The following is a 12398-nucleotide window of genomic DNA, read 5'->3' as shown; positions in this document are numbered from 1 at the left end:
GTAAGCTCCCGGCTCAGACCTTGGTTACAAAAACCGTCACGATCGGCTTCTTGCCCCAGCTCTGGTTGGCGGCGGCGCGCACGGCGCGGCGCACCGCTTCGCGCAGCAAATCCAGATCCTTGCGGCGGGCGCGCGGAATGCTTTCGACGGCGCCGAGCACGGCGTCATAAAGCGTGTCTTCCATCGCCTCGTCCTCGTCATCGAATTCCGGCAGACCGAAGGGCACCACATCGGGATCGCCGAGGAAATCGTAACGGCTATCCAGCACGACATTGACAGCCACATGGCCGGCGAAGGACAGCTTGCGGCGGTTGCTGATGCCCATCTCGTCCATATCGCCGACGAGATTGCCATCCTTGAAGACGCGGCCATGCGGCACGTCGTCGATGACTTCCGCAGGACCCGGCGCAAGGCGCAGAACATTGCCGTTGCGCACCTTCGGCACCTGCGAGATGCCGGCCTGTTCGGCCAGTTCCTTCTGCGCCACCAGATGCGCCGCCTCGCCATGGACGGGCACGACGATCTGCGGCTTCGTCCATTCGTACATCTTTAGAAGTTCATTGCGGCGCGGATGGCCGGAGACATGCACCAGCGCCTCATTGTCGGTGACGATATGGACGCCCTGCTCGATGAGGCCGTTCTTGATGTCTATGATCGCCTTCTCATTGCCGGGGATGGCGCGCGATGAGAACACCACCGTATCGCCGGAAGCCAGCGCCACATTGCGCATCTCGTCACGCGAAAGCTTGGCGAGTGCGGCGCGCGGCTCGCCCTGCGAACCGGTCAGGATCAGCACCACCCGGTCGCGCGGAATATAGCCATATTCGTCTTCGGCGAGGAACGGCTTGATGCCTTCCATGATGCCGAGATCCTGCGAGACGTTGACGACGCGCTTCAGCGACGAGCCGAGCAGCAGCACCTCGCGGCCGGCTGCTTCCGCGGCCTGCGCAATCGAGCGGATGCGACCGACATTGGAGGAGAAGGTGGTGACGGCCACACGACCCTCGGCATTTTCGATGATCTGCCGCAGGCCTTCGGAAACCTCGTGTTCCGAGGGCGACACGCCATCGCGCACCGAATTGGTGCTGTCGCACATCAGCGCCAGCACGCCCTCTTCGCCGATGGCGCGGAAGCGGGCCTCATCCGTCAACGGACCGAGCGACGGGGCTTCGTCGATTTTCCAGTCACCGGTGTGGATGACATTGCCGAGCGGCGTGCGGATGACCAACGACATCGGCTCCGGAATGGAGTGGTTGACGCCGACAGCCTCGATTTCGAACGGACCGACATTGATGCGGTCGCCCGCCTTGAAGATCGTCACCGGAATTTCGGCGCGCGTGCCCTCATAGGCGCGCTTGGCTTCCAGCATGCCGGCGGTGAAGGGCGAGGCATAGACCGGCACATTGAGGCCGGGCCACAGATCGTTCAGCGCGCCGTAATGGTCCTCATGGGCGTGGGTGATGATGATGCCCTTGAGGTTCTTTTTCTGCTCGACGATATAGCTGATGTCGGGCAGCACCAGATCGACGCCCGGCAGATCCGGGCCGGCGAAGGTCACGCCGCAATCCACCATGATCCATTGGCGCTTGCTTTCCGGCCCGTAGCCGTAAAGCGCCAGATTCATGCCGATTTCACCCACGCCGCCAAGCGGCACAAAGACCAGTTCGTCCTGTTTAGCCATTATTTTTCTTATCCATTCACGAAAGCACGCAGGCGACGGCAATTGGCCGCGCCCGCCGCGCTCTTAAGCATCGGACCTGTTGAACCATCTGATCGACCGGGCCGATGCGGAACCGGTTTGTCACCCTGCTTTTCATGAGCCGCAGGAAAGCTCCAACCCGTCGAAAGCGGTTCGGCGCGGGCCTTCGGGTCGCGCCGTTCACCTCATCCGAAAAACACGTCGCCGGCGGCAATCGAGCGCCTTGCGCCCTCATCCTCATCCAGCAGCAGATAACCATTATCATCAATCCCGACGAAACGCCCGCCAATCGAACGGTCCGGAAAATTGACGGTGATATGTTCGCCGATACCGCAGGCGGCGGCACGCCAGCCAGCCATGATGCCGGCAACGCCCCTGCCCTCGTCCCAATCCCCCAGCACCTCCGCCGTCTCGCGGAAAAGATGGGCGAACAATTCGTCGGGCGAGCAGGACGCCCCATGTTCGGAGAGCATGGTGACGGGATAAAGCGGATTTTCCGGCTTATGGGCGATATTGATGCCGATGCCGATGACGATGGCGCGTCGGCCATCCGGCAGCAGCTCCGCCTCCATCAGAATGCCGCAGGTCTTGCGGCGTCCGATCAGAACGTCGTTCGGCCATTTGATTTCGAGCGGCTCACCACCCGTCGGCAGCACCGCGCGGATGGCGCGATAAACAGCCAGCGCGAAGGCAAGCGGCAGAGACCCTATGCGATCCATCGGAGCGGGATCGATCAGAAGAAGCGAGGCGTAAAGATTGCCGGGTTCGGAAACCCATGGACGGCCGCGACGGCCGCGTCCGCCAGTCTGGCGGATGGCGGTGATCCACAGATTGCCGCCATCGCCCGCCCTTGCCTGGGCGAAACATTCCAGATTGGTCGATGGCGTTTCCGCCATCGCCTCGTGCCGGAAGTCATCGATGGACATCCGGCCCGTATGCTTGTGCGTGCTGCTCAAAAGAAGGTCTTCGCCGCAACGGTCACCGCGTTGCCGAGTGCACCGCCGAAGACGATGAAGGCGACAACGAACAGGCCGGAAAGCGCGTAAACGACCTTGAGTTCGCCGGCGGGACGCTCGAATTTGTCCTTGGCTTCATCGAACCACATGACCTTGACGACGCGGATATAATAATAGGCGCCGACAACCGAGCCGATCACACCGATGATGGCGAGCGGATAGAGCTTCGCCTCGATGGCTGCAAGGAAGACGTAATACTTGCCGAAGAAGCCGGCGAGCGGCGGGATACCGGCAAGCGAGAACATCAGGATCGTCAGCACAACCGCCATGAAGGGGTTGGAGGACGAAAGACCGGCCAGATCTTCGACAGTCTCGACATTGCCGATTTCCTTGCGGCGCATGGAGAGAATGCAGGCGAAGGTGCCGAGCGTCATGACCATGTAAACGGTCATGTAGAGAATGACGCCAGCCACACCGGCTTCGGTGCCCGCAGCGAGACCGACCAGCGCATAACCCATGTGACCGATGGAGGAATAAGCCATCAGGCGCTTGATGTTCTTCTGGCCGATTGCGGCAAAGGAGCCGAGCAGCATGGAGGCGATGGAGATGAACACAACGATCTGCTGCCAGTCGGCGAAGACCGGCTGGAACGCCTCGATGACGATGCGAACGAGGATCGCCATGGCGCCGATCTTCGGCGCAGCCGACAGGAACGCCGTTACCGGGGTCGGCGCACCTTCATAAACGTCCGGCGTCCACATGTGGAACGGCACGGCCGAAATCTTGAAGGCGAGACCGGCGAGAACGAAGACCAGGCCGAAGACCAGACCGAGCGAACGGGTTTCCGAGGCCAGAACCTGGGCGATTTCGGTGAAGCCGGTATTGCCGGTGAAGCCGTAGACCAGCGACATGCCATAAAGCAGCATGCCGGAAGACAGCGCGCCGAGCACGAAATACTTCAGGCCCGCTTCCGTGGAGCGCAGGCTTTCACGGTTGATGGCGCAGACGACATAGAGCGCCAGCGACTGCAATTCCAGCGCCATGTAGAGCGAGATCAGGTTGTTGGCCGAGATCATCAGCAGGATGCCGAGGGTCGCAAGAACCAGCAGTACCGGATATTCGAAACGGCCGATGGGTTCGAAACGTCCCTGACCGACGGCGAGGATCATGGCGGTGATGGAGCCGATCAGCGCCAGTACCTTCATGAAGTTGCCGAAGGCATCGGCGATATAGACACCGCCGAAGGCCACGCCCGAAGCGGGGGCAAAGATGATCCAGAGACCGACGACGAGCAGGAGGGCAACGGCAAGGCCGGTGACCGTCGTTGTCGACTTGTCGCCCGAGAAGACGCCAATCATGAGCAGCGCCAGCGCGCCGACCGCAAGGATCAGCTCGGGCGTCGCAATGTGCAGACTGGCAAAAAGGATTTCAGCGGTCATGTCCAACGGGTCCTGTCGTCAATTCATAGAGAGCGCAACATTTTGCGCCGCCTGCAATGCAGCCGTATAGTTGTTTACCAGAAGATCGACCGATGCGGCTGTCGCATCGAACACCGGCGCCGGATAGACGCCGAAGAAGATCGTCAGCACAACCAGCGGATAAAGGATGACCTTTTCGCGGGTCGACAGATCGAGCATCGACTTCAGGCTTTCCTTCTCCAGCGCACCGAAGATCACGCGGCGGTAAAGCCACAGCGCATAAGCGGCCGAGAGGATGACGCCGGTTGCCGCAAACAGCGCGACCAGCGTGTTGGCGCGGAAGACGCCGATCAGCGTCAGAAATTCACCGACAAAGCCGGAAGTGCCGGGCAGACCGACATTGGCCATGGTGAAGATCATGAAGGCGACGGCATATTTCGGCATGTTGTTGACGAGGCCACCATAGGCCGCGATCTCGCGGGTATGCAGGCGGTCGTAGACAACGCCGACGCAAAGGAAGAGCGCGCCCGAGACGATGCCGTGCGACAGCATCTGGAAGATTGCGCCCTGCACGCCCTGAACGTTGGCGGCGAAGATGCCCATGGTCACGTAACCCATGTGGGCGACGGAAGAATAGGCGATCAGCTTCTTGATGTCGTCCTGCATCATCGCGACCAGCGAGGTGTAGATGATGGCGAGAACCGACAGCGTGAAAACGAAGGGAGCGAAATAATCAGACGCCAAGGGGAACATCGACAGGGAGAAGCGGATGAAACCGTAACCGCCGAGCTTCAGCATGACGCCAGCAAGGATGACGGAGCCTGCGGTCGGCGCCTGAACGTGGGCATCCGGCAGCCAGGTGTGTACCGGCCACATCGGCATCTTGACCGAGAAGGCCGCGAAACAGGCAAGCCAGAGCCAGGTCTGCATGCCGGCCGGGAAGCCGTATTTCAACAGTTCCGTCATGTCGGTCGTGCCGGCCTGCCAGTACATGGCCATGATGGCGAGCATAGTCAGAACCGAGCCGAGCAGCGTGTAGAGGAAGAACTTGTAAGATGCGTAAACGCGATCCTTTCCGCCCCAGACGCCGATGATGATGAACATCGGGATCAGCGTCGCTTCGAAGAAGACGTAGAAGAGAACCGTATCCAGCGCCACGAAGACGCCGACCATGACGACTTCCAAGAGCAGGAAGGCGATCATGTATTCCTTGACGCGCTTCTCGATCGAATCCCAGCTTGCCAGCACGCAGAAGGGCATGAGGAAGGTGGTGAGGATGACGAACAGCATGGAGATGCCGTCGACGCCCAGATGATAGGCGGCGATGTTGCCGAACCAGGCGTGTTTTTCCACCATCTGGAAACCGGGGTTCGAATTGTCGAAACCGATCCAGACGAACAGCGACACCAGGAAGGTGAAAACGGTCGTCAGCAGCGAGACGTTGAGAATGTTGCGGCGACCATAGGGGCCGTTCTCATTCGTCAGAAGCAGGAGCACCACGCCGACGAGCGGCAGAAAGGTGACCGTTGAAAGAATAGGCCAATCGGTCATCAGAGGGCACTCCCGAGCATCATCCAGGTGACAAGCGCCGCGATGCCGATCAGCATCGCAAAGGCATAATGATAGAGGTAACCGGATTGCAGGCGGACCATGCGGTTGGTCACGTCAACCACACGCGCTGCAATGCCGTTCGGTCCATAGTGGTCGATGACGGCGACGTCGCCCTTCTTCCACAGGAAGCGGCCGAGCGCCTTTGCGGAACGAACGAAGAGGAAGTCGTAGAGTTCGTCGAAGTACCACTTGTTCAAGAGGAACTGGTAGAGGCCACGATGGGTCTCGGCCAGACGCTTCGGCGTCTCCGGCGACTTGATGTACATGTACCAGGCGGTCACGAAACCAAGCGCCATGGCGAAGAACGGGCTCCACTTCACCCACAGCGGCACGTGGTGGAATTCCTCGAGGATCTCGTTTTCCGGAAGCGTGAACAGAGCGCCCTTCCAGAATTCGGCATATTCATGACCGAAGAAATAACCTTCGAAGGCCACACCGGCGAAGATCGCACCGACGGTGAGGATGAAGAGCGGGATCAGCATGACCATCGGCGATTCATGCACATGGTGCATGACGTCGGCCGAAGCGCGCGGCTTGCCGAAGAAGGTCATGAAGGCCAGACGCCAGGAGTAGAAGCTGGTGAACAGGGCCGCGATGACCAGCAGCGTGAAGGCGACGCCGGAGAGAACCGAATGGGACGCGTAAGCGGATTCGATGATGACGTCCTTCGAGAAGAAGCCGGCAAAACCGATCATCGTGCCCGGAATACCAACGCCGGTCAGCGCCAGCGTGCCGACGGTCATGGTCCAGAAGGTGATGGGGATATGCTTGCGCAGGCCACCCATGTAACGCATGTCCTGCTCGCCATCGACGGCATGGATGACCGAGCCGGCGCACAAGAACAGCAGGGCCTTGAAGAAGGCGTGCGTGAAGAGGTGGAACACGGCAGCGCCATAAGCGCCGACGCCGAGCGCCACGAACATGTAACCGAGCTGCGAGCAGGTCGAATAGGCGATGACGCGCTTGATGTCGTTCTGCACGAGGCCGACGGTTGCCGCGAAGAAGGCGGTGATCGCGCCGATCAGCGTCACGACGGTGAGCGCATCATGAGACAGTTCGAACAGCGGCGACATGCGGGCGACGAGGAAGACGCCGGCGGTGACCATGGTTGCGGCGTGAATGAGGGCAGACACCGGGGTCGGGCCTTCCATCGCGTCCGGCAGCCAGGTGTGCAGCAGGAACTGCGCCGATTTACCCATCGCGCCCATGAAGAGCAGCAGGCACACGCCCGTCATCGCATTGGCCTTGTCCAGCTGCATGCCGAACAGGTTGATGACGGTTTCCGAGGAGGCAGCGCCTTCAGCCGGCAGATAGGTCGCAGCGGCAGCGAAGATCGTTTCGAAATTGATCGAGCCGAACAGCACGAACACGCCGCCAATGCCGAGAATGAAGCCGAAGTCACCGACGCGGTTGACGATGAAGGCCTTCATGGCGGCAGCCGATGCGGACGGCTTCTTGAACCAGAAGCCGATCAGCAGATAGGACGCCAGACCCACGCCTTCCCAGCCGAAGAACATCTGCAGCAGGTTGTCGGAGGTCACCAGCATCAGCATGGCGAAGGTGAAGAGCGACAGATAGGCGAAGAAACGCGGACGATGCGGATCGTGGTGCATGTATCCGATCGAATAGAGATGCACCAACGTCGAAACCGTGTTGACGACGACGAACATGACGGCCGTCAGCGTGTCGATGCGGAAGGCCCATTCGACGTCGATGCCGCCGGACTGGATCCAGCGCAAAACAGTAACCTTGATTACCTCGCCCGGCTCGCCATGGGCGAGCGCGACGGTGAAGAACACGATCCACGACAGGATGGCGACCACGATCATCAGACCGGTGGTGACATATTCCGAAGCCTTGGCGCCGATGGAGCGGCCGAACAGGCCGGCGATCAGGAAGCCGATCAGTGGAAGAAAGACGATAGCCTTGTAGATCATAGCCTTATCAGCCCTTCATCATATTGACGTCTTCGACGGCGATCGATCCGCGGTTGCGGTAGAAGACAACGAGTATTGCAAGACCGATGGCCGCTTCAGCGGCTGCGACGGTCAGAATGAACAAAGCGAAGACCTGGCCGACGACATCGTTCAGGAAGGCCGAGAAGGCCACCATGTTGATGTTGACCGCAAGCAGGATGAGTTCGATCGACATGAGGATGACGATGACGTTCTTCCGGTTGAGGAAGATGCCGAAGACGCCGATCGTGAAGAGGATCGCGCTGACCGTCAGGTAGTGGGAAAGACCGATTTCCATGTTCTGTTTCCTTGGATCCGTTCGCGCCTCAGATGCCCTGGCCCGGCTTGACCTTGACCGTGGTAACGGCGGTCTTCGGGTCGCGGCCGACCTGCGTGGAGATATCCTGCCGCTTGATGTCGGTGCGATGACGCAGCGTCAGCACGATGGCGCCGATCATGGCCACCAGCAGCACGAGGCCGGCGAGCTGGAAGAAGTAGACGTAATTTGTATAGAGCACGTCGCCGAGTGCGGCCGTATTGGTGCGTTCGGTGACAGGCGGGATCGGCATGGTGATGGACTTGGCCGCAATCGGGTTCAGCATGCTGCCGCCGACCACGACGATCAGTTCCGCCGCCAGGATGACACCGATCAGCGCGCCGACCGGGGCATATTGCAGCACGCCCGAGCGAAGCTCTGCAAAATCCACATCCAGCATCATGACGACGAAGAGGAAGAGCACCGCCACGGCGCCGACATAAACCACCAGCAGGATCATGCCGAGGAACTCGGCGCCCGTCAGCAGGAACAGCGCGGCTGCGTTGAAGAAGGTCAAAATCAGAAACAGCACCGAATGAACAGGGTTCTTCGATGCGATGACCATGAACGCAGACGCCACGGCGACGAAAGCGAATATATAAAAGAATACAGCGTGCAGACCCATGTTGGTGCCTTCTTGTCCTCATCGGGCAAAGATGGCTCGAAGGCCCCTCACCCGTTTCGTCCCCGCCGGCGAAAACCGCGCAGGCATTTTACTTTTCATCGCTCTCCGGGGTTTCCCCCGGAAAGACGGTTGCGCCTTAACGGTAAGGCGCATCCAGTGCGAGGTTGCGTGCGATTTCACGCTCCCAGCGGTCGCCATTGTCGAGAAGCTTCTGCTTGTCGAAATAAAGCTCCTCGCGGGTTTCCGTCGCGAATTCGAAGTTCGGGCCTTCGACGATGGCATCCACCGGGCAGGCTTCCTGGCAGAAACCGCAATAGATGCACTTCACCATGTCGATATCGTAACGCACCGTGCGGCGGGTGCCGTCATTGCGGCGCGGGCCGGCTTCGATGGTGATCGCCTGAGCGGGACAGATCGCTTCACACAGCTTGCAGGCGATGCAGCGCTCTTCACCGTTCGGATAACGGCGCAGCGCGTGCTCGCCACGGAAACGCGGAGAGACCGGGCCCTTTTCGAAAGGATAGTTTACCGTCGCCTTCTGCTTGAAGAAGTGGCGCATCGTGAGCAGGATCGCGCCCACGAACTCCTTGAGGAACAGTGAATTGACGGCTTGGGAGAGGCTTGCCATCTCAGTCTCCAGATTTCTGAGCGAGGAGTACGGACATCAACCGGCCCACCCCGTCAGCTTCAATACGAATGCAACAATAACGACCATGGCGAGCGACAGCGGCAGGAACACCTTCCAGCCGAGACGCATGAGCTGGTCATAACGGTAACGCGGAACGAAAGCCTTGGTCAGCGCGATCATGAAGAAGACCATGCAGCCCTTCAGCGCGAACCAGACAATGCCCGGAACCCAGTTCAGGAACCACACATCCACGATCGGCAGCCAGCCGCCCATGAACAGGATCGTCGTCAGGCAGCAGATCAGCACGATCGCAGCATATTCGCCGAGCATGAACATCATGTAAGGCGTGGAGCCATATTCGACCATGTGACCGGCGACCAGTTCCGATTCCGCTTCCGGAAGGTCGAAGGGCGGACGGTTGGTTTCGGCAAGGCCCGAAATGAAGAACACGATGAACATCGGGAACAACGACAGCCAGTGCCAGTCGAGGAACGAGGCCGGCAGGCCGAGCATGGTGCCGAGGCCGGTCTTCTGGGCAAGCACGATGTCCGTCAGGTTCAACGAACCGACGCAGAGCAGAACGGTGACGATGACGAGGCCGATCGACACTTCGTAAGACACCATCTGCGCGGCAGAACGCAGCGCGCCGAGGAACGGGTACTTCGAGTTCGAAGCCCAGCCGCCCATGATGATGCCGTAAACTTCAAGCGAGGAAATCGCGAAGATATAGAGGATGCCGACATTGATATTGGCGACGACCCAGCCCTCATTGAAGGGAATGACGGCATAGGTGGCGAGAGCCAGCGTCACGGCGACCAGCGGCGCCAGAAGGAAAACGGCCTTATTGGCGCCGGCCGGAATGACAGGCTCCTTCAGAATGAACTTCAACAGGTCGGCGAAGGACTGGAAGAGACCGAAGGGACCAACGACGTTCGGACCGCGGCGCAGCTGTACCGCCGCCCAGACCTTGCGGTCGGCAAGCAGCAGGAACGCGATGGACACCAGAAGGCAAACGAGAAGCAGCAGGGACTGGCCGACCATGATCAGCGCGGGCCAGACGTAGCTCCAGAAAAACTGTTCCATAAATCCCCTACCCTTACTCTGCCGCAGCCTGGAAATTGTTGCGGGCCAATGCGGAACACTCGGCCATGACGGCGGATGCGCGCGCAATCGGGTTCGTCAAATAAAAGTCTTTAACCGGCGAGGCAAACGCCGACTTGTTGAGCGAGCCGGTCTTGGCAGCCAGCGCTTCGATATCCGTGGCCTTGCCGGCGACGATCTCGTCTGTTTCCGCAAGATGCGGATGCGCGACATAGAGCTGGCCGCGGAGCGCCGACAGCGAATCGAACGGCAGCTTCTTGCCGAGAACATCGGAAAGCGCACGCAGGATCGCCCAGTCTTCGCGGGCTTCGCCCGGTGCGAAACCGGCGCGGTTGCCCACCTGCACGCGGCCTTCGGTGTTGACCCAGATACCGGATTTTTCGGTATAGGCCGCACCCGGAAGGATGACGTCGGCGTTCATCGCGCCCTGATCGCCATGGCTGCCGATATAGACGGTGAACTTGGCGCCCTTGTTCGACAGGTCGAGTTCATCGGCGCCGAGCAGGAAGAGAACGTCCATGGACGCAACCATTTCAGCGGCGGCAACACCGCCCTCGCCCGGCACGAAGCCGATATCGAGACCGCCAACGCGGGCAGCGGCGGTGTGCAGGACGGAGAAGCCGTTCCACTCTTCATTGACAGCGCCGACCGAAACGGCAAGCTTTGCAGCAGCGGCGAGCACGGCTGCGCCATCGGCACGCGCCAGCGCACCCTGACCGATGATGATTAGCGGGTTCTTGGCGGATTTCAGCTTGTCGAGGAAGCTGTGCGAGCCATTGGCCAGATCGGACAGCGTTTCAGCGCCGGAACCGAGATATTCGTAGTTGTAGCGCAGTTCGCCGGCTTCACCGATCACGCCGATCGGGAAACCGCCGCGACGCCAGCGCTTGCGGATGCGGGCGTTGAGCACGGCCGCTTCGTAACGCGGATTGGAACCAACGATCAGCAGGGCGTCGGCCTGTTCGATACCTTCGATGGTGGAGTTGAACAGGTAGCTTGCACGGCCGAGCGACGGATCGAGTGCAGCGCCATCCTGACGGCAATCGACATTGGCCGAACCGAGCGACGCCAGAAGCGACTTCAGCGCGAACATTTCTTCAACGGAGGCCAGATCGCCGGCAATCGCGCCGATCTTTTGGCCGTTGGTCGCGGCAACCGCCTGCTTGATCGCACCGAAGGCTTCACCCCAGCTCGCGGGCTGCAGACGGCCATCCTTGCGGACGTAAGGGCGGTCGAGGCGCTGTGTCTTCAGGCCATCCCAGATGAAGCGGCTCTTGTCGGAAATCCACTCTTCGTTGATCGCCTCGTTGACGCGCGGCATGACGCGCATGACTTCGCGGCCACGGGTGTCGACGCGGATGGCCGAACCGAGCGAGTCCATCACGTCGATGGTTTCGGTCTTGTTCAGTTCCCACGGACGGGCGGTGAAGGCGAAAGGCTTGGAGGTGAGCGCGCCGACCGGGCAGAGATCAACGACGTTGCCCTGCAGCTCCGAGGTCATCGCCTGCTCGAGATAGGTGGTGATTTCTGCATCTTCGCCGCGGCCGATGAGGCCAAGTTCGGCAATGCCGGCCACTTCCGTGGTGAAACGGACGCAGCGCGTGCAGTGGATGCAGCGGTTCATCACCGTCTTGACGAGCGGACCGATATATTTGTCTTCAACCGCGCGCTTGTTTTCCGCATAACGCGAACCGGCAATACCGAAGGCCATGGCCTGGTCCTGCAGGTCGCATTCGCCGCCCTGGTCGCAGATCGGGCAATCCAGCGGGTGGTTGATGAGCAGGAATTCCATCACGCCTTCGCGGGCCTTCTTGACCATCGGCGTGTTGGTGAAGATTTCCGGCAATTCGCCGTTGGGGCCGCCGCGAACGTCGCGAACGCCCATGGCGCAGGAAGCGGCAGGCTTGGGCGGTCCGCCCTTCACCTCGATGAGACACATGCGGCAGTTACCCGCGACCGACAAGCGCTCATGAAAACAAAAGCGCGGAACTTCGGCACCAGCCTCCTCGCACGCCTGCAACAGCGTGAAATGATCCGGAACCTCGATCTCTTTACCGTCAACCTTGAGCTTTGCCATGGTCCTACTTAC

The 12398-nt window shown here is 60.3% G+C and carries 10 protein-coding genes; all 10 read right to left on the bottom strand.

Annotation, left to right across the window (positions count from 1 at the left end; translation table 11 throughout):
• Positions 1-13: 13 nt before the first annotated feature.
• A complete protein-coding gene (locus ACQZ5N_RS01320; RefSeq protein WP_448731858.1) occupies positions 14-1681 on the bottom strand; it encodes a ribonuclease J in 1668 nt (555 codons plus the stop codon).
• Positions 1682-1884: 203 nt separating this feature from the next.
• Entirely contained in the window at positions 1885-2625 is a 741-nt protein-coding gene (locus ACQZ5N_RS01315; protein WP_035262833.1) for a biotin--[acetyl-CoA-carboxylase] ligase, read from the bottom strand.
• A gap of 26 nt (positions 2626-2651) precedes the next feature.
• Entirely contained in the window at positions 2652-4094 is a 1443-nt protein-coding gene (nuoN, locus tag ACQZ5N_RS01310) for an NADH-quinone oxidoreductase subunit NuoN (protein ID WP_003521512.1), read from the bottom strand.
• A gap of 18 nt (positions 4095-4112) precedes the next feature.
• A complete protein-coding gene (locus tag ACQZ5N_RS01305) occupies positions 4113-5624 on the bottom strand; it encodes an NADH-quinone oxidoreductase subunit M (protein ID WP_059762564.1) in 1512 nt (503 codons plus the stop codon).
• Positions 5624-7621 (bottom strand): NADH-quinone oxidoreductase subunit L, encoded by a 1998-nt coding sequence (nuoL, locus tag ACQZ5N_RS01300; RefSeq protein WP_035261474.1) that lies wholly within the window; start codon positions 7619-7621, stop codon positions 5624-5626. Before nuoL ends, ACQZ5N_RS01305 begins: the two co-directional genes overlap by 1 nt.
• Positions 7622-7628: 7 nt before the next feature.
• Positions 7629-7937, bottom strand: a complete 309-nt coding sequence (nuoK, locus tag ACQZ5N_RS01295; RefSeq protein WP_448731857.1) for an NADH-quinone oxidoreductase subunit NuoK — start codon at positions 7935-7937, stop codon at positions 7629-7631.
• 28 nt (positions 7938-7965) lie between these two features.
• Positions 7966-8580 carry an NADH-quinone oxidoreductase subunit J gene (locus ACQZ5N_RS01290; RefSeq protein WP_003521517.1) on the bottom strand — a complete coding sequence of 205 codons (615 nt, stop codon included), beginning with the start codon at positions 8578-8580 and terminating at the stop codon, positions 7966-7968.
• Positions 8581-8716: 136 nt separating this feature from the next.
• On the bottom strand, positions 8717-9208 hold the full coding sequence (gene nuoI / locus ACQZ5N_RS01285; protein WP_003496449.1) for an NADH-quinone oxidoreductase subunit NuoI: 492 nt from the start codon (positions 9206-9208) through the stop codon (positions 8717-8719).
• Between the two features lie 36 nt (positions 9209-9244).
• On the bottom strand, positions 9245-10291 hold the full coding sequence (gene nuoH / locus ACQZ5N_RS01280) for an NADH-quinone oxidoreductase subunit NuoH (protein WP_003521518.1): 1047 nt from the start codon (positions 10289-10291) through the stop codon (positions 9245-9247).
• Positions 10292-10304: 13 nt separating this feature from the next.
• Positions 10305-12386 (bottom strand): NADH-quinone oxidoreductase subunit NuoG, encoded by a 2082-nt coding sequence (nuoG, locus tag ACQZ5N_RS01275; protein ID WP_448731856.1) that lies wholly within the window; start codon positions 12384-12386, stop codon positions 10305-10307.
• Positions 12387-12398 lie beyond the last annotated feature (12 nt).

This window comes from Agrobacterium sp. 22-221-1, assembly GCF_053522445.1.
This window is presented reverse-complemented; position numbering and strand designations above follow the sequence as displayed.

Bases quoted from the DNA above. Each gene is read 5' to 3' on its own strand.
- nuoK (WP_448731857.1), bottom strand. From the start codon at position 7,937: ATGGAAATCGGTCTTTCCCACTACCTGACGGTCAGCGCGATCCTCTTC.
- nuoN (WP_003521512.1), bottom strand. From the start codon at position 4,094: ATGACCGCTGAAATCCTTTTTGCCAGTCTGCACATTGCGACGCCCGAG.
- nuoL (WP_035261474.1), bottom strand. From the start codon at position 7,621: ATGATCTACAAGGCTATCGTCTTTCTTCCACTGATCGGCTTCCTGATC.
- nuoI (WP_003496449.1), bottom strand. From the start codon at position 9,208: ATGGCAAGCCTCTCCCAAGCCGTCAATTCACTGTTCCTCAAGGAGTTC.
- nuoH (WP_003521518.1), bottom strand. From the start codon at position 10,291: ATGGAACAGTTTTTCTGGAGCTACGTCTGGCCCGCGCTGATCATGGTC.
- nuoG (WP_448731856.1), bottom strand. From the start codon at position 12,386: ATGGCAAAGCTCAAGGTTGACGGTAAAGAGATCGAGGTTCCGGATCAT.
- ACQZ5N_RS01290 (WP_003521517.1), bottom strand. From the start codon at position 8,580: ATGGGTCTGCACGCTGTATTCTTTTATATATTCGCTTTCGTCGCCGTG.
- ACQZ5N_RS01305 (WP_059762564.1), bottom strand. From the start codon at position 5,624: ATGACCGATTGGCCTATTCTTTCAACGGTCACCTTTCTGCCGCTCGTC.
- ACQZ5N_RS01320 (WP_448731858.1), bottom strand. From the start codon at position 1,681: ATGGCTAAACAGGACGAACTGGTCTTTGTGCCGCTTGGCGGCGTGGGT.
- ACQZ5N_RS01315 (WP_035262833.1), bottom strand. From the start codon at position 2,625: ATGTCCATCGATGACTTCCGGCACGAGGCGATGGCGGAAACGCCATCG.